The 25,737-nt window shown below is 69.1% G+C and carries 17 protein-coding genes; 1 reads left to right on the top strand and 16 read right to left on the bottom strand.

Annotation, left to right across the window (positions count from 1 at the left end; translation table 11 throughout):
- Positions 1-18: 18 nt before the first annotated feature.
- From E3O49_RS08615 to E3O49_RS08605, 3 genes are all read right to left on the bottom strand, one after another.
- Positions 19-648: a thymidine kinase gene (locus E3O49_RS08615; RefSeq protein WP_134451371.1), complete on the bottom strand. Its 630-nt coding sequence runs from the start codon at positions 646-648 to the stop codon at positions 19-21.
- Positions 649-711: 63 nt separating this feature from the next.
- Entirely contained in the window at positions 712-2,199 is a 1,488-nt protein-coding gene (locus E3O49_RS08610) for a hypothetical protein (RefSeq protein WP_134451369.1), read from the bottom strand.
- Positions 2,196-3,491, bottom strand: a complete 1,296-nt coding sequence (locus E3O49_RS08605) for a sensor histidine kinase (protein ID WP_134451367.1) — start codon at positions 3,489-3,491, stop codon at positions 2,196-2,198. The genes E3O49_RS08610 and E3O49_RS08605 overlap by 4 nt, the downstream gene beginning before the upstream one ends.
- 428 nt (positions 3,492-3,919) lie before the next feature.
- Between E3O49_RS08605 and E3O49_RS08600 the strand changes: the two genes are divergently transcribed.
- A complete protein-coding gene (locus E3O49_RS08600; protein WP_134402898.1) occupies positions 3,920-4,291 on the top strand; it encodes a thiol-disulfide oxidoreductase DCC family protein in 372 nt (123 codons plus the stop codon).
- Positions 4,292-4,379: 88 nt separating this feature from the next.
- Here E3O49_RS08600 and E3O49_RS08595 read toward each other — a convergent pair whose 3' ends face one another.
- From E3O49_RS08595 to E3O49_RS08535, 13 genes are all read right to left on the bottom strand, one after another.
- Complete coding sequence (locus tag E3O49_RS08595; RefSeq protein WP_134365921.1) at positions 4,380-5,537, bottom strand: Rv2578c family radical SAM protein; 1,158 nt, start codon at positions 5,535-5,537, stop codon at positions 4,380-4,382.
- A 303-nt stretch (positions 5,538-5,840) separates the two neighbouring features.
- Positions 5,841-7,319 carry a malate:quinone oxidoreductase gene (locus E3O49_RS08590; RefSeq protein ID WP_255572717.1) on the bottom strand — a complete coding sequence of 493 codons (1,479 nt, stop codon included), beginning with the start codon at positions 7,317-7,319 and terminating at the stop codon, positions 5,841-5,843.
- Between the two features lie 90 nt (positions 7,320-7,409).
- Entirely contained in the window at positions 7,410-7,862 is a 453-nt protein-coding gene (locus E3O49_RS08585; protein WP_134365919.1) for a DUF1801 domain-containing protein, read from the bottom strand.
- Between the two features lie 42 nt (positions 7,863-7,904).
- Positions 7,905-10,328, bottom strand: coding sequence for an EAL domain-containing protein (locus E3O49_RS08580; RefSeq protein WP_134405724.1), 2,424 nt, complete (start codon positions 10,326-10,328; stop codon positions 7,905-7,907).
- Positions 10,329-10,562: 234 nt separating this feature from the next.
- Positions 10,563-11,645, bottom strand: coding sequence for an aspartate-semialdehyde dehydrogenase (locus E3O49_RS08575; protein ID WP_134451366.1), 1,083 nt, complete (start codon positions 11,643-11,645; stop codon positions 10,563-10,565).
- Between the two features lie 445 nt (positions 11,646-12,090).
- A complete protein-coding gene (locus tag E3O49_RS08565) occupies positions 12,091-13,428 on the bottom strand; it encodes an aspartate kinase (protein WP_134365916.1) in 1,338 nt (445 codons plus the stop codon).
- Between the two features lie 137 nt (positions 13,429-13,565).
- Positions 13,566-14,165 carry a recombination mediator RecR gene (gene recR / locus E3O49_RS08560; RefSeq protein WP_134365915.1) on the bottom strand — a complete coding sequence of 200 codons (600 nt, stop codon included), beginning with the start codon at positions 14,163-14,165 and terminating at the stop codon, positions 13,566-13,568.
- Positions 14,166-14,168: 3 nt separating this feature from the next.
- Positions 14,169-17,000, bottom strand: a complete 2,832-nt coding sequence (locus tag E3O49_RS08555; RefSeq protein WP_134365914.1) for a DNA polymerase III subunit gamma and tau — start codon at positions 16,998-17,000, stop codon at positions 14,169-14,171.
- Positions 17,001-17,649: 649 nt separating this feature from the next.
- Positions 17,650-17,751, bottom strand: coding sequence for an MFS transporter small subunit (locus E3O49_RS19025; protein WP_420898195.1), 102 nt, complete (start codon positions 17,749-17,751; stop codon positions 17,650-17,652).
- 1 nt (position 17,752) lies between these two features.
- Positions 17,753-19,147 (bottom strand): OFA family MFS transporter, encoded by a 1,395-nt coding sequence (locus E3O49_RS08550; RefSeq protein WP_134451364.1) that lies wholly within the window; start codon positions 19,145-19,147, stop codon positions 17,753-17,755.
- A gap of 468 nt (positions 19,148-19,615) precedes the next feature.
- Positions 19,616-20,830 (bottom strand): acetate/propionate family kinase, encoded by a 1,215-nt coding sequence (locus E3O49_RS08545; RefSeq protein ID WP_134451362.1) that lies wholly within the window; start codon positions 20,828-20,830, stop codon positions 19,616-19,618.
- Positions 20,827-23,088, bottom strand: a complete 2,262-nt coding sequence (pta, locus tag E3O49_RS08540) for a phosphate acetyltransferase (RefSeq protein WP_134365911.1) — start codon at positions 23,086-23,088, stop codon at positions 20,827-20,829. The genes E3O49_RS08545 and pta overlap by 4 nt, the downstream gene beginning before the upstream one ends.
- A gap of 2 nt (positions 23,089-23,090) precedes the next feature.
- Positions 23,091-25,559 (bottom strand): phosphoketolase family protein, encoded by a 2,469-nt coding sequence (locus E3O49_RS08535; RefSeq protein ID WP_134365910.1) that lies wholly within the window; start codon positions 25,557-25,559, stop codon positions 23,091-23,093.
- Between the last annotated feature and the right edge of the window lie 178 nt (positions 25,560-25,737).

Raw genomic sequence — 25,737 nt, 5'->3', positions numbered from 1 at the left:
TCCCCAGGCCAGGCCAGGTCAGGCCTGCACGGAACGCCGGCGGTTGTTGAGCACGCCGCCGCTCTCCTCGAGGTAGCACGAGCCGCAGAGGGACTCGTAGGTGACCTGCTCGCCGTCGATCGCCACCTGCGCGCCGTCGAAGACGAAGACGCCGTCGATCTGGCGCCCGTTGAACACGGCCTTCCGGCCGCAGCGGCAGATCGTCTTGAGCTCCTCGAGGCTGTGCGCCACCTCGAGCATCCGGCGGCTGCCGGGAAAGGCCACGGTCTGAAAATCGGTGCGGATGCCGTACGCCAGCACCGGGATGTTCTGAAGAATCGCGATCCGCAGCAGGTCGTCGACCTGCGACTCGGTCAGAAACTGGGCCTCGTCCACGAGCAGGCAGCTCACGTCGAGGCCGGTCGCGGCGAGCACCTCGGCGCGGTGCTGCTGGAAGGAGGCGTAGGCATCCGTCTCGGGGGTGAGCAGGTAGTCGACTCCCCGGGTGACGCCGAGGCGCGAGAGGATGCCGCGGTCGCCCTTGGTGTCGACCGACGGCTTGGTCAGCAGCACCTTGTGGCCGCGTTCCTCATAGTTGTAGGCCGCCTGGAGCATGGACGTGCTCTTGCCGCTGTTCATGGCTCCGTAGCGGAAATACAGTTTGGCCATGCGGTGGGTGCCCCCTCGGCTGCTCGTGCTCGGGTCGTGCTGGGTCGCTGGTGAAAACCTACTTCAGCGTACTGGGCGGTTGCGGAGGCGGGCCCTCGACGCCGGGCGGCGGTCGCCGAAGTCGAGCATCACCAGCGGGCGGCTGATCGTGACCCGCACCCGCGGGAACACGACCCGGAACACGGCCAGGTAGGGGCGGAGCAGGGCGCGGGCCTGGCCGGCGGGCAGGTCGAGTCCGGCCTGGATCGTGACGGTGTCGACGATGCCGGCGGGCACGGGCTGGGGCTGCTCGGCGGGCTCGGGCTGGGTGGGCTCGGGCTGCTCGGGTTCGGCGGGTTGCTCGGGTTCGGCGGGTTGCTCGGGTTCGGCGGGTTGCTCGCTCTGCCCGGCGTGCCCGGGAGCGGCCGGCCGGGCCCCGTCGGCGACCTGCACCACGAGGCTGCGCGGGTCGAAGCCGGGGGCGGCGCAGAGCAGGCTGATCAGGGCGGCGGTGGCGGCGCGCTGGTCGGGTCCGAAGCGCAGGGCGCGGTGCTCGGGGTCGGCGACCACGAAGAGCGGATCCAGGCCGCGCTCGACCAGCCGGGCGCGCTCCCGGGCGATGACGGCGTCCAGCCAGGTCAGGTCGATGTCCTGCACGAGTGAACGGCGCACGCGGGCGGCCAGCTCGTTGGCCCGGGCGATGTCGGCCTTGGTGACCTCGCCGCGTTCGAGCACGTCGGTGAAGAGGGGGAAGACGCCGGTTTCGAGGTCGGCGAGCTGCTGCCCGACCACGGCACGCACGACTCGGCCGCGCGACTCCTCGGTGCGTTCGGCGATGGCGCGGCGGGCATCCGTCTGCCAAGCCAGCAGCAGGCGCACCATGCGGCGGGAGTAGGCGGCCGCGGCCAGGCCGAGGGCCAAAACCGGGGTGACCGACACGACCGCGTAGACGGCCGGCGGCACGGTGATGGCGAGGAACGGGGCCTGCGGCACGGTGACGGCGGCGACGATGACGGATGCCGCCACCGCCGACAGGGTGATCTCCCGCCACGGGCGGTACGGGGCGAGGGCAAGCAGGAGGAGGCCGATGGCGACGGGTCCGAAGTCGTCTTGCAGGAGGGTGTTCGCGCCCCAGCGGGACGCCTGGTCGAGCAGGTAGGCGCTGACGGCGAGGCCGATCATGGCCAGGTGAGAGCCGAGCCGGAACGGCGGCTCGGACGGCCGGGTGCCGATGACGAGGGTGGCGGCCGCGCCGGCGATGGCCAGCAGGGCCAGCCCGACGAGCACCGGATACCGCGACTGGTCGGCCTGCCACGACGTGGCCAGCGCCGCGTAGCCGAAAACGACCGTAGCGATGACCGGAGCGAGCGGCCAGGTGGCGAGGGTGCCCAGCGGGTCGAGCCGCTGCTGGGTGAGGGTGCGCGGGGTGGGCGTCGCGGGGGCGAGCGGGGTGGGGGTGGCCGCGGTGGTGGGGATGGGAGCGGTTTCGGGGGCGGTGCTTGGGCCGGGGGTGGCGGCGCTGCTGGCGCCGGGGGTGGCGGCGGTGCTGGCGCCGGGGGTGGCGGCGGTCATCGGGGGGCCTGCTCGCCGAGGGTTGCGGCATCCGTCGTGATCGGGTCTGATATGGGGACCGGCACGTTCAGCAGCACCGATGTGCCCGCGCCGGGGCGGGTGAGGATGCTCACCGAACCACCCAGGCGTTCGATGCGGTGGCGCACGGCCTGGCGCAGGCCGAGGCGGTCGGAGCCGGTTTCGGATTCGGTGAAGCCGCGGCCGGCGTCCATCACCATCAGAGAGATGCTGTCGAGTTCGCTCTCGATCACGACCTCGGCGGCCACGATGCCCGAGTGCAGGATCACGTTGGTCAGGCACTGCTGCACGGCGAGGCCGAGCTCGCGGTCGCTGACCGGGTCGAGGCGGCCGAGGGCGGCGCGCTCCCCCGTGACTTCGACCACGAGGCCGCGATCGCGACTGCGCTCGATGGCGGCGTAGACCTCGCTGGTGAGCCAGGCATCCGTGCCCGCGGACGGCTCAACGCTGCGCTGGTCGGCGTCGGTCAGCCAGTCGGTGCCGCGCAGGGTCTGCAGGGTGGCACGGATGCTGCCGGCCAGGTTCGGGCTGAGCGGGCCGGCGTGCGCGCGGGCGAGCGCGACGAGCTCGGTGAGGGTGGTGTCCTGGGTGCGGGCCAGGGCGCGCTGGTCGAGGTCGTGGCGCAGCAGGCGGGCCCGATCGGCGAGGACGGCCCGGTGCAGGGCAGTCTGGGCCGCGGCCTGGCGGCGGGCGAAATGGGCGAAGAGGAGCACGCCGACGAGGAACAGGTAGGTGGAGATGGTGAAGGGGTCGGGGCTGTAGGGCACCTGCGTCTGGAGGGCGGCGAGCACCGTGACGGCTTCGGCCAGCACGAAGCCGAGGGTGCTCCAGAGCACGCCGGCAAGGGCGCCGGTGCCGGCGCCGCCGACCATGATCAGGGCCAGCTTGGGCAGGGCCACCAGGAACAGGTTCGAGAACGGGAACACGTCGGGCATGCCGAGGATGGTGACCGTGAAGAGGTAGATGCAGCCGCTGCCGACAATCAGGTAGGCGATGGTCAGGGTGACCGTGCGGCGCAGGGAGAGCTCGATCAGGAAGCCGGCCATGGCGAGGAGGGCGAGGATGGTGAACCAGAGGGCGGCGGAGGTTGTGGTGGAGATGGTGGAGGCGGTGGCGGCGGTGGCGGTGGTGGCGGTGGGGCGGTGGGCGAAGTTCAGGGCCAGCAGGGCGAGCAGTGCGCCGGCGAGGCAGGTGAGTCCGAACCAGTGCGAGGCACGCGCGAGGGCGTGACTGATGGTTCTCGCCACCAGGTGGTCTGGCAAGCCAAGCGTCATTACTGTTCCGTTCGTGTTGGTGCGTGTGGTGCGTGTGGTGCGTGTGGTGCGTGTGGTGCGTGTGTGTTGGTGTGGTCGCACGTGTGCTGCACCGCGATCTGCGGTACGTTCTGCGGCGCGTTCGTGCGGGTGTATCGGTCGAGTATCCCATTTCGGCGGCCGTGTTCCCCGTTCGGGGCGCAAGCTGCCCGTCGTTCTAACCAATTCGACGGAGATTTTGGCGAAAACATGCGTTCTCGCCTGCTGTGCGCCTGATTTGGGCAAAATCTCCGTCGAATTCGTTCGGGGCCGGGGCATCCGCTCGAAGGGTGATGGCCGGGTTGAGGCATCCGGGCGCAGGCGGCTTCCGAGCATACCCCCAGGGGTATACTTGGTGAAGGTTGGCGCGGCAGCGTGCCGCTGGAGTACCGACGACGAAGGGTTCCACCTTGACGACAGCGCTTTTTCTATTCGATGGTGACTGCGGCCTGTGCCAAAACGCAGTCGACCGCATGAAGCGCCGGATCGCGCCGCAGATTGTTTTCGCAACGTACCAGTCGGTCGACCTGGACGCGCTCGGCGTGACCCTGGCGACCTGCCTCGAAGGCCCCGTGCTCGTGCGGGCCGATGGCAGTCACGTGGTCGGTGTGGGCGCGATGGCCGGGATGCTGCTCACGGCTCGCAACCCGTATCCGTTCTTCGGACGCGTAATGATGACCCCGGTCGCTTCCTTGCTGCTCAACCGGGTCCAATCGGTGTTCTACCGAAACCGCCACCGTCTGCCGGGCGGCACGGAAACGTGCCGGATTCCCCAGGTCTGACGCCGCGCCGATCTGGGCCGGTCGCCGCCGAATTCGTTCGGGGCGGGGCATTCGTTCGCGGCCTGTTCGCCGGAGTCGGGGCGGTCGGTCAGAAGAGAGTCGGGCTCAACTCGGGCGGGAGCTCCTCGGCGATCAGTGAGCGCCGCACGGCGGTATTCGCCGAGTCGCGGCCGGCGCCGCTCCGGGTACCGCGGCCGGCACCGGCGCCGCTGCCCGCCAGGCCAGTACCCCTGCCGGGCGTGGCGGGACGGCCGAGCGCCGTCGAGCGCACGCCGCCGGTGGACGGATCCTCCAGCCCACGCTGCAGTCCGTGCGCCTTGATCAGGGGTTTGATTCGGGCGGCCAGCCAGACCCGGTAGTCCTTGGGCGCATAGGCGCCCTTGGCGTAGAGCTCGAGGTAGCGCGGCAGCAGCTCCGGGTGGTCGCGGGCCAGCCACTGCAGGTACCAGTCCCGCACGCCCGGGCGTAGATGGAGCGCGGTGTACATGATGCTCGACGCACCGGCATCCTTCGCCTGGCGCAGCGCCTCGTCGAGGTGGGCCTTCGTGTCGGTGAGGAAGGGCAGGATCGGCATCATGAAGACCGAGCAGTCGAGTCCGCGCTCGCGCACCGCCGTCACCGTGGCCAGGCGCGCGACCGTGGACGGGGTGCCCGGCTCGACCGCCTGCTGCAGCTCGTCGTCGTAGATGGCGATCGACAGGGCCAGGTCGACGGGGACGAGTTCGCTCGCCTCGACGAGCAGGTCGAGGTCGCGGCGGAGCAGCGTGCCCTTGGTCAGGATGGAGAGCGGCGTGCCGGACTGCGCGAGCGCGGCGATCACGCCGGGCATCAGCCGGTAGCGGCCCTCGGCGCGCTGGTACGGGTCGGTGTTGGTGCCGAGCGCCACCGGATGCCGGCCCCAGGTTGGCTTCTTCAGCTCCCGCTGCAGCACCTCGGCCACGTTCACCTTGACGATGATCTCGTTGTCGAAGTCTGTGCCCGCGTCGAGGTCGAGGTAGGTGTGGGTGGGCCGGGCGAAACAGTAGGTGCAGGCGTGGGAGCAGCCGCGGTAGGGGTTGATGGTCCAGCCAAAGGGCATCGCGCTCTGGCCCGGCACGCGGTTCAGGGCCGACTTCGCCAGCACCTCGTGGAACGTGATCCCGGCGAATTCGGGCGTGCGCACGCTGCGCACCAGGTTGTTCAGGCGGGCGAGTCCGGGCAGGGCGCCCGCCTGCTCCGTCGTGAGTTCCTGTCCGCTCCACCGCATGCACCTATTCGAACACACGTTCTAGAGAGATGCAAGCGGATGCTGCGGCTATCCGCGTGCGTGCTCGACTGGTGATCGGCTGCGGCGGGGCCGGCCTGCGGTCGTGGCCAACTCAGGAGAATTGGTGCACTGGCGCCGCCGCGGACCAGTGCCGGAGTCGGGGCGAGGCGTCGCGGATCTCCTGAGTTGGCCACAGGGGGCCTCGTCTCCGACTGCACTTCGGTGGGTAGCAGCAGGAGCACCGCCGCCCGCGCCCGCGGACCGCGGGCGGGACGGGCGGGACGGGCGGGACGGGCGGAAGGACTACGCGGTGAGGTTCAGGGTCTTCGCGGTGGCGGCCAGGGACGCGGCCGCGGCGGCCGGGTCGTCGGACAGCTTCGTGCCGAGGCTCGGGATCATCTCGCGCAGCTTGGGCTCCCAGGCCGGGTACTGGTCGGGGAAGCAGCGCTTGATCAGGTCCACCATGATCGGGGCCGCCGTGGACGCACCCGGGGACGCGCCGAGCAGGCCCGCGATGGTGCCGTCGGCCGAGGTGATGACCTCGGTGCCGAACTGCAGCACCCCGCCGAGCTTCGGGTCCTTCTTCATCACCTGCACGCGCTGGCCGGCGGTGATGAGTTCCCAGTCCTCTATCTTGGCCGTGGGGATGAACTCCTGCAGCGCCTTGAGCTTCGTCTTCTTCGAGGCGAAAACCTCGCCAATCAGGTACTTCATCAGGCCGAAGTTGTGCGCGGCGACACCGAGCATCGGCCCGATGTTGTGCGTGCGGATCGAGAACGGCAGGTCGAACCAGGTGCTCGACTTGAGGAACTTGGGCGTGAAGCCGGCGTAGGGCCCGAACAATAGCGAGGTCTCCCCCTCGACCACGCGGGTGTCGAGGTGCGGCACCGACATCGGCGGGGCGCCCACGGCGGCCTTGCCGTAGACCTTGGCGTGGTGCTGGCTGACCAGCTTCGGGTTCGTGGTGCGCAGGAACTGGCCGCTGATCGGGAAGCCGCCGAAACCCTTGATCTCGGGGATGCCGCTCTGCTGCAGCAGCGCCAGGGCGCCGCCACCCGCGCCGACGAAGACGAACCGGGCGTTCACCGCACTCGGGTGGTTGCCGACCAGGCGGCGCAGGTTCAGGTTCCACGTGCCATCCGGAAGCTGCTTGACGCCCGTGACCTGCTGGTTCACGTGCACGCCCGCGCCCGCGGCGGCGAGGGAATCGAAGAGGTAACGGGTGAGGGCGCCGAAGTCGACGTCGGTGCCGGACACGATCCGGGTCGCCGCGATCTTGTCGTTCTTCGGGCGCTTCCTGGTCAGGAGCGGGGTCCAGGTGCCGATCACGGCCGGGTCCTCGCTGTACTCCATGCCCTGGAACAGGGGCTGGTCCTTGAGCACCGCGAACCGCTTGCGCAGGTATTCGATGCTGGACTTTCCGTGCACGAACGTCATGTGCGGGGTGGAGTTGATGAAGTTCTTCGGCTCCGGCAGCGCGCCCGTCTCGACCAGGTGCGCCCACAGCTGGCGGCTGATCTGGAACTGCTCGTTGATCGCCACGGCCTTCTCGGCGGTGACGGTTCCGTCCTTCGCCTCCGGCATGTAGTTCAGCTCACACAGAGCGGCGTGGCCGGTGCCCGCATTGTTCCACGGGTTCGAGCTTTCCTGCGCGACTTCCCCCAGTCGCTCGTAGATCTCGATGCTCCAGTCGGGCTGCAACTGCTTGATCAAGGTACCGAGGGTGGCGCTCATTATGCCGCCACCAATAAGAACGACATCGACATTCGCCATTGGATTCACACTTTCGAGTGTAACGCCGGTAACGGATTCCTCCCGCCGGAACGCGGGCACCACAGGTAACGGTTGGCCCGCGACTCGGGCCGAAACGGCTCAGGCGCTGGACTTCACGCGCTCGTAGTTGGCAATGAATTCCTCAACGGACACTTTGGCGATGACTCGGGCGACAAGATCGAGATCCAGGTCGGCCAGCGTCTTGAAGCGCACGCAGCTCTTGCCCATGTTCAGAGTGCGGCCGGTGGCGGCCCACTCGGCGCGGAACGCGGCATCTTTCTCGGGAAAGCTGTAGAGGGCCATCAGGTAGAGCGAGTTGTAGTTCTTCTGCGCGGCCAGGCTGACGTAGGCGAGCGGCTGCTTGTTGTACGTGTCGGGGTACGTCTCCAGCGGAACCACCCAGCCGAGGATGCCGCCGTACACGCCGAGCCGGTAGCCCTTCGGCATGGCGTCGCGCACGGTGTCGAGCACCGGGTAGAGCACGGCACGGCGTTCGGGTTCGAGGTCGAGAACGAGCGTCTCCACCTCGAACGGAATCGGCTCTGCACTCATGGAGTCAAGGATATCGGTTCCGACTCTCGAGACAGCGGCCCGCTAGGGCTGTGGGACCGCGTCCGGCACGACGTCCGACAACACGACGTCGACCGCGGCCGTGGCGGGACGGCCGGCGCCGACCGGCGCGCCGCGCGGCACGACGGCCCGGGCCCCGTGCAATTCCAGCCGGGTGAGGGTGTTCTCGAAGTTCTCCGGCACGCCGTAGTGGAACCCCTGCGCGCTGCGGATGCCGAGTCTGATCAGGTGGTCGGCCATGGCGTCGTTCTCCACGCCTTCGACGATCATCGAATACTCGAGGTTGTCGCCGAAGCCCTGCAGGGCGGTGAGCACCTCGCGCTGGCGGACGTCGTCGAGGTCGTCGACAAGGCTGCGGTCGATTTTGAGGATGTCCATCGGCATCCGTACCAGGGCGTCGACCGAGGAGTCCTGGGAACCGTAGTCGTCCAGCGCGATCATCAGGCCGAGGTCGCGTAGGCGGTCGGCCTGGGCACGGATGGCGGGCGTCACCTTGGTCATCGACCGTTCGTTGAGTTCGAGGCAGAGCGAGATGCCGGGGTAGCGTCCGGCGAGGTCTTCGATGTACGTGCCGACGCGTTCGGGCAGGATCTGCCCGGCCTCCACGTTGATGGTCATGCAGACCACGCGTGGCTCGACCAGACGGAAGTCGGCGGCCGCCTTCATCGCCTTGACGGCCACCTGGCGGGTCATCGCGTCGAGCCGGCCGAGGCCCTTGGCCTTCTCCACGATCGACGGCGGGGACAGCGGACCCAGGTCGGGGTGGGTGTAGCGCACGAGCGCCTCGAACGCCCAGATCTGCCCGGTGACGAGGCTGACGATGGGCTGGAACGCGAGTTCGAGCAGGTCCTCGTCGATGGCATGGGCGATGATGTCGTTCATCTGCGAGGACCGGTGGCTGGAGATGTTGATGCTGCTCTCGTTCGCCGGGCCGCCGCGCCGGCGGGACTTCTTGATCGCGAGCATGGAGCGGTCGGCGTCCTGCACGAGCTGGTTGACGTCGGTTTCCCGGTGCGCGGAGTAGGCCAGCCCCACGCTGATCACCGGGTTGTGGGTGTTCTGACCGATGGTCACCGGCTTGCCGGACTCCACCAGGATGCGCTCGGCGATGATCTTGGCCTCGGCGAGCGACGTGAGGTGGGTGAGGATGACCACGAATTCGTCGCCGCCGACGCGGGCCACCACGTCGTTCGGCCGCACGACCGCGCTGAGTCGGCGGCCGAGTTCCTTGAGCATCTCGTCGCCCACCTGGTGGCCGAACCGGTCGTTGAGGCGCTTGAAGTCGTCAATGTCGATGAACAGCACCGCGAGCGCCTCGGAGTAGTCCCGGTGGTCGTTGATGTTGGCCAGGGCCTCCTGGAACGCGCCGTAGTTCGGCAGGCTCGTCAGCGGGTCGGTGTTGGCCCGGAGGGTCAGGCCGGCGATGTTCGCGCGTGCCTTGACCACCATCCCCGCCGTGGTCGCGAGGGCCTGGAGCGCCCGGCGGTCGTTTCCGGTGAAGGCACCGTCCATGGGGTCGCGGCGGGCGACGATGTACATGTCCTTGCCGGGAACGGCGCCCAGCGGCAGGGCCATGCTGATCTCCCCGGGGCGGGCCGGCTCCGCCCGCACGGAGACGGATTCGGCCCCGATGGTCTCTTCAACCGCCTGCCGGAGCACCTCGACGATGGTGGCGGTGGCGCCGGACTGCGCGTCGGCGCCCGGGTCGGTGCTCAGCGCGCTCGCGCCGCTGACCATCCCGGCGAGCCGGCGGCGCATGACCGAGACCGTGGTTGACACCTTGACGATGGTGGCGACGATCACCAGGGCGACCAGCACCCTGGCTGCTTCGAGGGTGGTGCCCACCACGACCATCACCGGCACGCCCTCGACAGTCCAGACTCGGGCGATCACGGAGATCAGGGCGCAGCCGACCAGGGTGACGGCGAGCCGCACCGGCGACAGGAGCGGGCGGCCGCCGCGCTCGACGGGAGAGTTCGCCAGGCGGTGTCGCAGCACTTCGACCAGGACGACGAAGGCGACGTAGCCCACGGATGCCGCGGCCACCGCCGGCAGCACGGGCAACCCGGCGCCGGTCAGGCCGGCGTAGATCAGGGCGGAGACGATGCCGCCGGCACCCTGCAACCCGGCACTGTAGAAGGCGACGGATGCGCGGCCGGCCTCGATCAGGATGGCCAGCAGGACGCCGAGCGAGATCAGGCCGATCGCGGCTTCCGCCGACAGGGTCGGGGCGAGCGCAGGCAGGGCCAGCATGGGAAGGCTGATCACCGGGCTGCGGTGCTCCACGGCGCCCACCCGCACCCAGGTGAGTTCCAGGACGGCCGCGCAGAGCACGCCCGCCGCGGCGATCAGCCAGTGCTCGGCGGGGGCACCGACGAGCAGCGCCAGGGACGTGGCGATGCTGGCTAGAGCGATGCCGGCGAACAACACAAAAGCGGCCCGTCGCACGGCTGCTGAATTCCGAATCCCGCCCACGAGGTCTGACACTAGCGGAGAGAGCGGTCGAACGTTCACCACCGAGCGAAGACTGGTGCCGCGGGGCCCAGGCCGGCGGGTGCGCGGGCCGCGAGGGGACGGCCGGCGGGTGCCGCCCCTGCCGGGCCGCGGATGCCGGTTCTCACGCCTTGATCAGCACTTCTGCTGACCGCGGTGGTCGGCGAGGACCGGATCCGCGGCCGCGGGTCAGCGCGGGAGTGCGAGCAGATCGGCGGCGACGAGTTCCGCGATCTGCACGGCGTTGAGCGCGGCGCCCTTGCGCAGATTGTCGTTGGTGATGAAGAGGGCGAGGCCGCGCCCGTTCGGCACACCGCTGTCCTGACGTACCCGGCCGACGAAGCTCGGGTCCTGGCCGGCCGCCTGGAGGGGGGTGGGGACATCCGTCAGCACCACGCCGGGCGCGGTGGCCAGCAGCTCGAGCGCGCGGGCGACCGACAGCGGGTTGGCGAATTCGGCGTTGATCGACAGGGCGTGGCCGGTGAAGACGGGGACGCGCACGCAGGTGCCGGAGACGCGGAGTTCGGGCAGGTCGAGGATCTTGCGGCTCTCGTTGCGGAGCTTCTTCTCCTCGTCGGTCTCGAACTCGCCGTCGTCGACGATGGAGCCGGCCAGCGGGATGACGTCGAAGGCGATCGGGCGAACGTAGACGATCGGGTCGGGCATCGGCACGGCGGAACCGTCGTGCACCAGCTGCAGCAGGTTGTCGCTGGCCGCGGCGGCGCGCACCTGGCTGGCCAGCTCGCGGGCGCCGGCGAGTCCGCTGCCGGAGACGGCCTGGTAGGTGCTCACGATCAGGCGCTCGAGGCCGGCCTCATCGTGCAACACCTTGAGTACGGGCATGGCCGCCATGGTGGTGCAGTTCGGGTTTGCGATGATGCCCTTGGTGGCGAGCTTGATGGCCTCCGGGTTGACCTCGCTGACGACGAGGGGCACGTCGGGGTCCATCCGCCAGCCGGACGAGTTGTCGATCACGGTGACGCCGGCAGCGGCGAAGCGGGGCGCCTGCACCTTGGACAGCGTGGCGCCGGCGGAGAAGATGGCCACGTCGAGGCCTCTTGGGTCGGCGGTGGCGGCGTCTTCGACGACGATCTTCTTGCCCTTGAACAACAGAGTGGTGCCGGCGGACCGGGATGACGCGAAGAAACGGATGCCGGCGACCGGGAAGTCGCGCTCCTCGAGCAGGCGGCGAACGACGGCCCCGACCTGGCCGGTGGCGCCGACGACGCCGATCTGGATTCCTGCGGTGCTGGTGGCTGCGGTGCTGGTCACTGTGTGTTCCTCTGCTGCTCGCGGGTGGTGCTTGTGATGCTCATGGGACTGATGTGGTCGGTGTTCCGGTGCCGGTGCCAGTTCGACGCCGTGTCTGCTCCGGCCCTGGTGGCTAACTCAGGAGATTCTTCCGGTTTAGCCTGAAATCGGGCCGGATTGGGGCATCCGTGGCCGGTTTTCCTGAATTAGCCACAGAAGCACCAGGTGACAGTTGCGTGGTTGGGGGTNGGGGTGGGGACGGGCGGGGCGTGGTTGGGGGTGGGGACGGGTGGGGCGTGGTTGGGAAGGGGTGGGGACGGGCGGGGGACGGGCGGGTGGGGACGGGCGGGGCGTGGTTGGGAAGGGGTGGGGACGGGCGGGGGACGGGCGGGTGGGGACCGGGCCTGGCCTGGGGCTGGGCTGGTGGGGATGGGTGGGGACGGCGGGGCAGGCGCGACGGATGCGGCTAGCGGCCGGTGCCGCCGTGCACGACGGCCTCGTCGGTGGAATCGAGCCCGAAAGCCGTGTGCACCACCCGCAGCGCCTCGTTGATCGTGTCGGCCCGGGTGACCACCGAGATGCGGATCTCGCTGGTGGAAATCATCTCGATGTTGATCCCAGCCTCGTAGAGGGCCTCGAACAGCTTGGCGGAGACGCCCGTGTTGGTGCGCATCCCGGCGCCGACCAGCGCGAGCTTGCCGATCTGGTCGTCGTACTGAAGTCCGGCGAAACCGACGTTGGCCTGCTCATTCGTCAGCGCGGTCAGCACCTGCTGGCCCTCCGACTTGGGCAGGGTGAAGGAGATGTCGGTCAGGCCCGTGGCCGCGGCCGAGACGTTCTGCACGATCATGTCCACGTTGGCGTTGGTCTTGGCGACGATCTTGAAGATCTGCGCGGCCTTGCCGGGAATGTCGGGAACGCCGACGACCGTGACCTTGGCTTCGCTCAGGTCGGCGGCGACCCCGGCGATGATTGGCTCTTCCACTGTCTCTCCATTCGCGAGTGCGTTATTGGGATGCGTGTGCTCGGCGATCGAGGAGTTCGGGATCGCGATGTGCGGGCTGGTGGTATCCGGGTTGTACACGATGGTGCCCACGTTGTTGTTGAACGAGGAGCGCACGTGCAGCGTCACACCGTGCCGGCGGGCATATTCCACTGCCCGAATGTAGAGCACCTTGGCGCCGGACGCGGCCAGCTCGAGCATTTCCTCGCTGGAGATGCGGTCGAGTTTGTGGGCGCGGGGGACGACGCGCGGGTCCGCGGTGAAGACGCCGTCGACATCCGTGTAGATCTCGCAGATGTCGGCGTTCAGCGCGGCGGCGAGGGCCACCGCGGTGGTGTCGGAGCCGCCGCGGCCGAGGGTGGTGATGTCTTTGGTGTCGCGGTTGAAGCCCTGGAAGCCGGCGACGATTGCGACGGCACCCTCGTCGAGGGCGTCGCGGAGGCGCCCGGGGGTGACGTCGACGATGCGCGCGGAGCCGTGGTGGGCATCCGTGATCATGCCCGCCTGGCTGCCGGTGAAGGAGCGGGCGTCGTAGCCCATGCTCTTGATCGCCATCGCGAGGAGGGCCATGGAGATGCGTTCGCCGGCCGTGAGCAGCATGTCGAGCTCGCGCGGCGCGGGGATCGGGGTGACCTGGTGCGCCAGGTCGAGGAGCTCGTCGGTGGAGTCGCCCATCGCGGAGACGGCGACGACGACCTCGTTGCCGGCCTTGCGGGTGTCGACGATGCGCTTGGCCACGCGCTTGATACTTTCAGCGTCGGCGACGGATGATCCGCCGAACTTCTGCACGATCAAGCTCACGTGGCACTCCTGGGGTTCGGAAACGCGGGCACAGCTAAGATTCCATCATAAATGCAGATGTATTCGGCACCGGCCATGTGACGTTTGGGCGCAGGGGTCACCGTTTGGGCCAGAGCCGCGAGTATGGCCGGCGCGCCTCAGTTCGTGACGGTGCGGCGGCCCTCGAAGGCGCGACCGAGGGTGACCTCGTCGGCGTACTCCAGGTCGCCGCCGACCGGCAGCCCGGACGCGAGCCGGGTGACCTTGATCTCGAGGGTGGTCAGCAGGCGCGAGAGGTACGTGGCGGTCGCCTCCCCCTCGAGGTTCGGGTCGGTGGCGATGATGACTTCCTGCACGGTGTTGTCGGCGAGGCGCTGCATCAGCTGACGGATGCGCAGGTCGTCGGGTCCGATCCCGTCGATGGGGCTGATCGCCCCGCCGAGCACGTGATAGAGCCCCTTGAATTCGCGGGTGCGCTCGACGGCGACGACGTCCTTGGCCTCTTCGACCACGCAGATCATCGCGGGGTTGCGGCGCGGGTCACGGCAGATCAGGCAGGTCTGTTGCTCGGAGACGTTGCCGCAGATCTCGCAGAAACGAACCTTGTCGCGCACCTCGAGGAGCACGTTCGCGAGGCGGGTCACGTCGAACGCCTCGGTCTGCAGAATGTGGAACGCGATGCGCTGAGCCGACTTGGGCCCGATTCCGGGCAGGCGGTTGAGCTCGTCGATCAGTTCCTGAACGATGCCTTCATACATGGGTTAGTCGCCTCTCTGGCGCGAGGCCGGCTCGTGCGGCTGTTCTTCGAGGAACGTTGCCCCGAGGATCTCACGCACCACCGACTCACCGTAACGCTGCTTCTCGGCGAAGGCGGGACCACGACGGGCAACGGATGCCGCTCCGCCCGTGGCCTGGGTCGGGGCGGTGGGCGCGGGCGGGGCGGTGGGAGGGGCGGTGGCAGTGGGCGCCGCGGCACGTGCGCCCGAGGTCGGCCCCGCGGCCTGGAAGCGCGCGGACTGAGCGCGTTCGGCGTGGACGTCCGGCGGGAATTCGTCGTCGAACGGCGGGGGCTCTTCGTCGAAGGGCGGCTCCTGCTCGGATGCGCGTTCGGGCGTGCGCACAACGGTCGGCGCGGGGCGGGACGCGTCGGCCGGACGGAGGGCCGCCGGAGCTTGCGCCGGCGTCGCCTGCGCGGCCGCACCGCCGGATCCGGGGATGACCACCGTGGCCCAGCCGCTGTCTGCCGCCGGGGAGCTGGGAATCGTGGCCGTCACCCATCCCCCGGGGGAGGGTTCCGGTGCGACGGATGCCCGTGCCGCGGCCTTCGCCGGTGCGGAGGCGGGCACGGGTGCGGAGGTAGAGGTAGGTGCCGAAGTGGCTGCGGGCGCGGAGGCGGGGGCTTCAGCGGGTGCCCCCGTGGTTGCGGACGCGGTCGTGTTCAGGGGCGCGGAGATACTCGCGGAGGCCGAGGTGTTTTCGGAAGCACCCGCGCCGTTGGCACCGACTTCGACTTCTGCGGCGACGGAAACGCCGGCCGGGTCGGGTTCCGCGTCGGTGTCGGCCTCGGTCGGTGTCGATGCCGGACTCTCGGGGGCTGTCCTGGTCTCGGAGGATGTTGATCCGGTTCGGCCGACCGTCGGGGTCGAGGTGAGCGGCGCGGCAGCAGATGACGGGGCTGCAGGCGACGGGGCTGCAGCGCTTGGGGCCGCAGATGTCGGAGCTGACGTTGGCGTTGTCACCGTGGGCGCCACCGCGGACGGCGCCGGCGGAGTCGCCGCGACGCCCGCCGGGGCTTCGCGGCCGCCGGAGATCGGGGGCGCATCCACCTTCGCGGTGAGCCTCGGCGTGAATCCGAGCACGTCGTTGACGGCCTTCTTGAGGTGGTCGCCGACGCCCGGTCCGGGTGCGGTGGACGGCCTGAGTCCCTCGACGTCTTTCTGGCTGGGGAACGAGAGCACGAGCAGGTCGCCGTCGCGGAGCTCGATGGCCCGTGCCGTGTAGAGCACCAGCCAGGCGTTGAACTTGGCGACCTTGACCGCCTCGAGGATCTCGGGCCAGGCATCCTTGACCTGTTGGAAGGTCACCGGTCCGACCGGGCGCGGCTTCTCGGCTGCGACCGGATCAGGGGTCGGCGCGGAGGCCGGGGTCGAAGCGGAGGCCTGGGCGGGGACCGGCGTCGGCGCGCCAGAAGGCGACGCACCAGCGGAACGTGCGGTCGAAGACGACGCCGCAGAAGTCGTCGCGGCAGAAACGGGTGCAGCTGAACCCGGCGCAGTGGAAGTCGGAACGGACGAGGCGACGTCGGCACCACGGGCGGGCGGCGAGGCCGACCCGGCGGGCGGGGCCGGGGCATCCGTCACCCGGGAATCGGCGACGTCAGCGTTGCCAGCGCCAACGCTGTTGACGGCACCAACGCTGTTGACGGCACCCACGCCGATGCGCCGCTCGAGGCGCTCGACGCGGGCGAGCGCGCCGCGGGTGGAGTCGTCGCTGGCGGGGATGAGCACGCGGGCGATCATGAGTTCGAGGTGGAGGCGCGGCGAGGTGGCGCCAGTCATCTCGGTGAGGGCGGCGTTGATCACGTCGGCGGTGCGGGACAGCTCGGCCGGGCCGAACTTGGCGGCCTGCACGGCCATGCGGTCGAGTTCATCCTGCGGCACGCCGCGGAGCACGGCGGCGGCCCCGGCCGCGGACGTGGCGCCCACGATGATCAGGTCGCGGAGGCGCTCGAGCAGGTCTTCAACGAAGCGGCGCGGGTCCTGGCCGGTCTGGATGACCCGGTCGACCGCGTCGAACGCGGCGGACGGGTCGCGGTCGGCGATCGCGTCGATCGACTCGTCGAGCAGGGACGCGTTCGTGTAGCCGAGCAGCGCCACGGCCCGCTCGTACTCGACCGAGTGCCCGTCGGAGCCGGCCATCAGCTGGTCGAGCAGGGACAGGGTGTCGCGCGGCGACCCGCCGCCGGCCCGCACGACCAGCGGCAGCACGCCGGGCGCCACGGTCATCTTCTCGGTCTCGCACATCTGCTGCACGTATTCGAGCATCGGCCCCGGCGGCACGAGCCGGAACGGGTAGTGATGCGTGCGCGAACGGATGGTGCCGATCACCTTTTCGGGTTCCGTCGTCGCGAAGATGAACTTGACGTGTTCGGGCGGCTCTTCGACGATCTTCAGCAGGGCGTTGAACCCCTGCGGCGTCACCATGTGCGCCTCGTCGAGGATGAAGATCTTGTAGCGGTCGCGGGCCGGCGCGAAGATCGCGCGCTCACGGATGTCGCGGGCATCGTCGACGCCGTTGTGACTGGCCGCGTCGATCTCGACCACGTCGAGGGAGCCGCCGCCGTCGCGGGACAGTTCCACGCAGCTCGGGCAGACCCCGCACGGAGTGTCGGTCGGACCTTCGGCGCAGTTCAGGCAGCGCGCGAGAATACGGGCGGATGTCGTCTTGCCGCAGCCGCGGGGGCCGCTGAACAGATAGGCATGGTTCACCCGGTTCGTGCGCAGGGCAGTCATCAGGGGATCCGTCACCTGAGACTGACCGATCATTTCGGCAAAGGTCTCGGGCCGGTAGCGGCGATACAGGGCGGTAACCACGGGGTCAATCGTAGTCGGAGCCACTGACAGTGGGGTCCGGGGTGGTGGGCCGGGCATCCGTTGGCGCCGGGGGCGGGCATCCGGTGGCGGGCCGTGCGTGCCCGGTCGGCGCGCCCACTTCGTCAGTTGCGGTCGAGTTCGCCTGGTGTGCCGGGCGAACTCGACCTGAAGTGGCGTACTCGGCGATTCGAAGGGCGGCAACGGGCATCCGTTGTCGCGCCGGGCGGGCATCCGTTGTCGCACCGGGCGGGCATCCGTTGTCGCGCCGGGCGGGCCCGGTCGGTGCGCCCACTTCGTCAGTTGCGGTCGAGTTCGCCTGGTGTGCCCGGCGAACTCGACCGGAAGTGGCGAACTCGGCGCCGAGAATCGCCGAATGCGCCGAGAATCGCCGGTGGAACGGCGACTCTCGGCGCAATTGGCGCAAGTGGACGGTGCTGGACGGCGAGGGGATGCCACGGCCCGCGTGCGGACGGCACGGATGGTGCTGGACGGCACGGATGGTGCTGGACGGCACAGGTGCTGGACGGTACGGATAGTGCTGGACGGCACAGGTGCTGGACGGTACGGACGGCACGGACGGCACGAACGGCACGAACTGCGCCGGACCGCGCCGGACCGCGCCGGACCGCGCCGAACCGCGCCGTGCCGACTACCCGAAGAGCGCGGCGACCCTGGTCAGGGTCATGAACACGCCGTAGGCCAGCGGGATCCCGACCAGCGCCCAGGCGATTGTGAGTTGTGCGCTCTTCATGTCAGGACTCCATCGCTGGTTGGCCGACCACCGGGCGAGCGGTGACCGTTTCGTGGAATGTGGCCTGGACCGGCCGCACCATCAGGTTCGCCAGGAAGCCGATCACCAGCAGTCCCACCATGGTGAGCAGTGCCGGCTGGTAGGCCTGGGCGGTGAGCGCGCCCGGGGTGCCCTGGGCGTCGAGGAAACCGTTGACGATCAGCGGTCCGGCGATCCCGGCCGCGGACCAGGCGGTCAGCAGCCGGCCGTGGATGGCGCCGACCTGGAAGGTGCCGAAGAGGTCCCGCAGGTAGGCGGGCACGGTCGCGAAACCCCCGCCGTAGAACGAGATGATGACGAAGGCCAGCAGAACGTAGAGCGCGGTTGTGCTGGACCCGAACAGGGCGAGGAGGAGGTAGAGAACGGAGCCGACGCCCAGATAGACCATGTAGATGTTCCGGCGCCCCGTCTTGTCGGATGTCGCGGACCAGACAAATCGGCCGCCCATGTTGGCGATGGACAGCAGGCCGACGAAGCCGCCGGCCACGACGACCGACACGGTGGAGGTGCCGTCGGGCTGGCGGAAGAAGTCCTGGATCATCGGCGCCGCCTGCTCGAGGATGCCGATGCCGGCCGTGACGTTGCAGAAGAGTACGACCCAGACCAGCCAGAACTGGCGGGTCTTGATGGCGTTGGCCGCCGACACGTTCTTGTCCGTCACGAGCGGCCTCGCCTTGATCGTGGCCGGGTCGAAGCCCTCCGGCTTCCAGCCGGCGGCGGGAACGCGGATCGTGAACGCGCCGAACATCATGTACGCGAGGTACACGACGGCGAGGGTGAGGAAGAGTTTGCCGACCGCGTCTCCGCTGGCCACCCAGCCCTCCGCACCCGAGTTGGGGTCATAGAGTGCGAGCAGCGCCGTGGAGACCGGGCTGGCGATCAGGGCGCCGCCGCCGAATCCCATGATCGCCATGCCGGTGGCCAGCCCGGGACGGTCAGGGAACCACTTGATCAAGGTCGAAACCGGGGAGATGTAGCCGATGCCCAGGCCGATCCCGCCGATGAAGCCGTAGCCGAGGTAGACCAGCCAGAGCTGGCCGGAGAAGATGCCGAGCGAGCCCACGAGGAATCCGCCGGACCAGAACAGCGCCGACACGAACATCGCCTTGCGCGGGCCCTGTGTGTCGACCCACGTTCCCATCAGCGCGGCGGACAGTCCGAGCATGACGATGGCGATCGAGAAGATCAGGCCGATCTGGGTCAAGCTGACACCGAAGTGGGCGACGAGGGCGGTCTTGTACACGCTGGTCGCGTACGCCTGACCGATGCACAGGTGCAGGGCGAGGGCGGATGGCGGAATGAGCCAGCGGTTGAATCCAGGAGGTGCAATCGTGCGTTCGCGGTCGAGCCAGCTCATGTGTTCCCCCTCGTGGGGAGCTGCGTACAACAGCCCCATTACTGTCGGCATACGCGCCGTGGGCGAAACACTAGCAGTCCGCCCGCGGGCTTCCGGGAGAAGTGCCATGGCGTGGCGCGTGCTTTCCGGTCGCTCGGGACCGACGTAACATCGGACGATTTCGCAACACGCCGCATCCGTCGCCACCGGATGGTGCACCCTCTTCGGCAGTTCCGGTCGAGTTCGCCATCTGTGCCCGGCGAACTCGACCGCAAGTGACGAACTCGGCGCCGAGAATCGCCGAATGCGCCGAGACTCGCCAGTGGAACGGCGACTCTCGGCACAATCGGCGCGGCTCGACGGAGCTGGACGGCACACACGCAAATCGGCCGCCCCCAGCGCGGGAGCGGCCGATCCGATCAGTACAGCGGGATCACCGGAGGGCGATCACCGGCAGGCGATCACCGGAGGGCGATCACCGGAACCTGACTACAGCGACGGATGCGTGCGGCTGATCGTCGCCAGCGTTTGGCGGGCGATCTCCAGCTCCTCGTTCGTCGGGATGACGAGCACGGTCACGCGCGAGTTGTCCGTGGAGATCACGCGCGGCTTGCGCGACTTCGCCTCGTTGCGCTCGGGGTCGATTTCGATCCCCATGCCCTCGAGTCCGGCCAGCGCGCCCGCGCGCACAATCGGCGAGTTCTCGCCGACGCCCGCGGTGAAGACGATCACGTCGACCGCGCCCAGCTGGGCGTAGTAGTTGCCGACATACCCCTTGATCCGGTGGAAGTACACGTCGAGGGCGGCCTGGGCCACCGGGTCGCCCGCGACCGCGGCGTTCTCCACGTCGCGCATGTCGCCGTTGCCGGCCAGCGCCAGCATGCCGCCGCGGCGGTTCAGCAGGTCGTCGAGCTCGGCGGTGGTCATCCCGGCCCGGCGGCGCAGGTGGAAGATCACGGCCGGGTCGATGTCGCCCGAGCGGGTGCCCATGACGAGCCCCTGCAGCGGGGTCATGCCCATGGAGGTGTCGATCGAGTTTCCACCGTCGACGGCACACACGGATGCCCCGTTGCCCAGGTGCAGCACGATCGTCTTCAGCTCGGCCAGCGGCCGGTCGAGGAAGGTGGCCACGGCCTCCGACACGAACTTGTGCGAGGTGCCGTGGAAGCCGTACTTGCGCACGCGGTAGCGCGTCGCCAGATCCTTGTCGATGGCGTAGGTGTAGGCCGCCGGCGGCAGCGTCTGGTGGAACGCGGTGTCGAAGACGGCAACGTGAGGCACGTTTGCGAAGCTGGCACGAGCGGCACGGATGCCCTGAACGGCGCCCGGGTTGTGCAGCGGCGCGATCTCGGACAGGTCCTCGATGTTCAGCTCGACCAGGTGGGTGACCTCGGTCGGCTCGAAGAACCGGTTCCCGCCCTGCACGACGCGGTGGCCCACGGCGATCAGGTCGGCTTCGGAGAGCTGGGGTCCGTGCTCGGCGAAGGCCTCGAGCATCACGGCGAAGCCGGCGGTGTGGTCCGTGATCGGCAGGTCGCGTTCGGTGCGGCCGTCCTTGGACGTGCCCACGTTGTGCCGTGCGTGACCGATCGGCTCACCGATGCGCTCGACGAGGCCGCTGGCGAGCTCGGTTTCGGTGTCCATGTCGAGCAGCTGGTACTTGAACGAGGACGAGCCCGAGTTGACGACCAGGACGGCGGTCATGCGGACACCGCCGCGGCAGTCGCCGGAACAGCAGTCGCAGCGGCAGCTGCGGACAGCGTCGCGGCCTGGATGGCGGTGATGGCTACGGTGTTGACGATGTCCTGCACAAGTGCTCCTCGAGAAAGGTCATTAATGGGTTTACGCAGCCCCTGCAGCACGGGGCCGATGGCGACGGCACCTGCGCTTCGCTGCACGGCCTTGTACGTGTTGTTGCCCGTATTCAGGTCGGGGAAGATGAAGACGGTGGCGCGGCCGGCGACGGCGGAACCGGGCATCTTCGTGGCGGCGACGGCGGCATCCGCTGCCGCGTCGTACTGGATCGGTCCCTCGATCAACAGGTCGGGGCGACGCTCCCGCACGAGGGCGGTCGCGGCGCGAACCTTGTCGACGTCCGCACCCTGGCCGGACTCGCCGGTCGAGTACGAGAGCATCGCGATTCGCGGCTCGATGCCGAACTCCACGGCCGTCTCCGACGCGGAGATGGCGATGTCGGCGAGCTGCTCCGCGGTGGGGTCAGGGTTCACCGCGCAGTCGCCGTAGACGAGCACCTTGTCGGCGAGCGCCATCAGGAACACGCTCGACACGACCGAGACGTTCGGCCGGGTCTTGATGATCTCGAAGCTGGGCCGGATGGTGTGCGCCGTCGTGTGGGTGGCGCCGGAGACCATGCCGTCGGCCAGGCCGAGCTGCACCATCATCGTGCCGAAGTAGGACACGTCGGTGACCTGCTCCATGGCCTGCTCGACCGTGACGCCCTTGTGGGCGCGCAGCTTCGCGTAGGCCTCGGCGAACTTGTGCCGCAGCACGTCGTCGAAGGGGCTCACGACCTGGGCCCGGGAGATGTCGAGCCCGAGGCCGATCGCGCGCGAGCGCACCTCGAACTCCTCGCCCAGGATGATGATGTCGGCCACGTCGCGGGCCAGCAGGGTCGCGGCGGCGCGCAGCACGCGGTCGTCGTCCCCTTCCGGCAGCACGATCCGCTTGCGGTTGGTGCGCGCCCGCTCGAGCAGCGTGTACTCGAACATCAGCGGGGTCACCACGTCGGCGCGGCTCACTTCGAGCCGGTCCAGCAGAACGGATGCGTCCACGTGGCCTTCGAACAGGGCCAGCGCGGTGTCGCGCTTGCGCTGGGAATCCGCGGCCATCCGGCCCGGCGTGTGCGTGATGCGCAGCGCCGCGTCGTACGAGCCGAGCTCGGTGCGGATGATCGGCACCGACGGTGCGAGGCCCTCGACGAGCCGTTCGATCTCCTCGGGCAGGGCGAACCCGCCGACCAGCACGATGCCCGCGATCGACGGGAACGTCGCGGAGGAGTTCGCCATCAGCACGGCGAGCAGCACCTGCGGTCGGTCGCTGGGAACCACGACCACGGCGCCCTCGAACAGGCGCGGCAGCACGTTGACCATCGACATGGCCGCGACCACCACACCGAGCGCCTCGCGGCTGAGCAGGGCCTGGTCACCCTTGACGAGGGTGCCGCTGGTGGCCTTGAGGATGCTCTTCATGCTCGGCGCCACGAGGAACGGGTCCTCGGGCAGCGCCCAGACCGGCACCGCGTTCAGCCCCTTGCCGGGCAACATGCCGGCGTCGATGACACCGCGCACGGCGGCGATGAGCTCGTCCAGCCGGGCCGGGTCGGCCCGGTTGACGATGACGCCCACCAGGGACACGTGCTCCTCGCGCAGTTCGGCCAGCGTGACGTCGGTCAGCTGACGGATGTCCTCCGGCGTGCGCGGGTCGCTCTGCCCGAGCTGACGGTCGTTGCGGTCGCCCGGGGCGATCGCTGCACCCTGGTCGCGCCCGTCGCCCTGGCCGGGACCGACCCGGCCGCCGAGCACCAGCAGAACCGGCACCCCCAGGTTGGCGGCGATGCGCAGGTTGAAGGCCAGTTCGGTGGGACTGCCGACATCCGTGTAGTCGGAACCGACCACGACGACGGCGTCACACTGGGCCTCGACGGCCTTGTACCGCTGCACGATCTTGCCAAGGGCGGCATCGGGGTCGAGGTGCACCTCTTCGTAGGTGACGCCGACGCACTCCTCGTAGCTGAGCGGAGGCAGCGGGCTGGGGGCGGCCCCGGAGGACAGGTGCGAGAGCAGCAGCTCGAGCACGTAGTCGGGGTGGTGCACCGACCGGGCGATGGGCCGGAACACGCCGACCCGCTCGACCGAGCGGAGCAGGGTGTCGAGCACGCCGAGCGCGATGGTGGATTTTCCGGTATTTCCCTCGGGAGAGGTGATGTAAATGCTGTCAGCCACGGTTATACGTTGTCTCCACCGGTAGACACACCGGCATTGTTGGGGGTCACGCCGACGCCAGTGGCGTCCCAGACCCATTCGGTGACGGCGGGGATGTCTTCCCCGTGGTCTCTGGTGTACGAGCGGGCCCGCAAGCGGGCATCCTGCATCTCCTGGCGCAACAGGCCGGCGCGGGCGCCGAGTCCGGGAACGCGGTCGATGACGTCCATGACCAGGTGGTACCGGTCGAGGTCGTTGAGCATGACCATGTCGAACGGCGTGGTGGTCGTGCCGTTCTCCTTATAGCCGCGGGCGTGCAGGTTGCCGTGCCCGTTGCGCTTGTAGGTCAGGCGATGGATCAGCCACGGATACCCGTGGTAGGCGAACACGATCGGCTTGTCGGCCGTGAAGATCGCGTCGAATTCCTGGTCGCTGAGACCGTGCGGGTGGTCGGCCTCGGACTGCAGGCGCATCAGGTCGACGACGTTCACGACGCGCACGGCGAGGTCGGGCAGCCATTCCCGCAGGATGGAGGCCGCGGCCAGCACCTCGAGCGTGGGCACCTCGCCGGCGGCGGCGAGCACGACGTCGGGTGAGGTGCCGAACTTCTCGGTGCCCGCCCAGTCGAAGATGCCGAGGCCGCGCTTGCAGTGCGCGACGGCCTGGTCCATGTTCAGCCAGTTCGGGGCCGGCTGCTTGCCCGCGACGACCACGTTGACGTAGTCCACGCTGCGCAGGCAGTGGTTGTAGGTGGCGAGCAGGGTGTTGGCGTCGAACGGCAGGTAGACGCGCACGACATCCGCGCTCTTGTTGACGACGTGGTCGATGAAGCCGGGGTCCTGGTGCGAGAACCCGTTGTGGTCCTGGCGCCAGACGTGCGAGCTGAGCAGGTAGTTCAGGCTCGAGATGGAGCGGCGCCACGGGATCTCGCGGGTGACCTTGAGCCACTTGGCGTGCTGGTTGAACATGGAGTCCACGATGTGGATGAAGGCCTCGTAGCAGTTGAAGAGTCCGTGGCGCCCGGTGAGCAGGTAGCCCTCCAGCCAGCCCTGGCACTGGTGCTCGGAGAGCATCTCCATCACCCGGCCGGCGCGCGCGAGGTTGGTGTCGCCCTCGTGGTACTCGGCGTTCCACTGCTTGTCGGTGGCCTCGTAGACGGCCGGGGCGAGGCGGTTGGATGCCGTCTCGTCGGGCCCGAAGATGCGGAAGTTGTCGGGGTTGTCACGGATGACGTCGGCCAGCCAGGTGCCGAGCACCTTGGTGGCCTCATCGGTGGTGGCGCCCGGGGAGGGGACCTCGACCGCGTAGTCGCGGAAGTCGGGCAGCTTCAGCGCCCGCCGGAGCAGCCCGCCGTTGGAGATCGGGTTGGCGCTCATCCGCAGGTCGCCGTCGGGGACGAGCGCGGTGATGCTCCGCATCGGGGCCCCGGACTCGTCGAAGAGTTCCTCTGGTTTGTAGGACGCGAGCCACTGCTCGAGCACGCGGGTGTGCGCCTCGGTGTCGCGGGCGTTGCTGAGCGGCACCTGGTGCGAACGCCAGGAGTCCACGACCTGCACGCCGTCGATGACGGCCGGGCAGGTCCAGCCCTTCGGCGTGCGCAGGATGATCATCGGCCAGCGGGGCCGCTCGGTGTCGCCGGCGAGGGCGCGGGCCTTGATCTCGGCGATCTCGTTGAGCACGACGTCGAGCGTTTCGGCCATCCGCTGGTGCACCAGGAGCGGGTCTTCGCCGTCGAAACCGCCGGCGACGATGTGGGGCGTGTGGCCGTAGCCGCGCATCAGGTCGAGTAGTTCCTCTTCGGGGATGCGGGCGAGCACGGTGGGGTTGGCGATCTTGTACCCGTTGAGGTGCAGGATCGGCAGCACGACGCCATCCTGCAGCGGGTCGATGAACTTGTTCGAGTGCCAGCTGGTGGCCAGCGGGCCGGTCTCGGCCTCGCCGTCGCCGACGACCGCGGCCACGAGCAGATCGGGGTTGTCGAAGGCGGCGCCATAGGCGTGGCTGAGCGCGTAGCCGAGCTCACCGCCCTCGTGGATGGAGCCGGGGGTCTCGGGTGAGGCGTGGCTGGGGATGCCGCCCGGGAACGAGAACTGGCGGAACAGTGCCTTGACGCCCTGCTCGGACTGTTCGATGCCGGAGTAGATCTCGGTATAGGTGCCGTCGAGGTAGGCGTTGGCGACCATGCCGGGACCGCCGTGGCCGGGGCCGGTGACGTACAGGGTGCTGATTTTGCGTTCCTGGATGACGCGGTTCAGGTGGGCATAAAGAAAATTGAGCCCCGGGGTCGTTCCCCAGTGGCCCAACAGTCGAGGTTTAATGTGTTCCCGCGTCAGCGGCTCGCGCAATAACGGGTTGTCCAGCAGATAGATCTGCCCGACGGAAAGATAATTGGCCGCCCGCCACCAGGCATCGACGCTTTCCAGCGCTTCGGCGCTGAGCGGATGCGGTGAGCTGACTGGCCAGACAAAGGGTTTACCGGACGATTCAACCATTGGGTGCCTCCATGCACTGTTCGGGGCGTTGACTGCGCGATTCCATCTTACGAGGAGATGGCAAATCGTTATCATTGCTAACGGCCTGCCGGGCGCGGATGTGGCGCGCGGGGCGCGTTCGGCGTGGCGGGCGGGCGGGGCGCGTGGCGGGTGCGGCGCGTGGCGGCGTGCGGCGGGC

The organism is Cryobacterium shii, assembly GCF_004402595.1.
In the GTDB taxonomy this organism is placed as follows: Bacteria; Actinomycetota; Actinomycetes; order Actinomycetales; family Microbacteriaceae; genus Cryobacterium; species Cryobacterium shii.
Note: the sequence above shows the minus strand (reverse complement) of the source record. Positions and strands in the feature narration are given on the sequence as shown.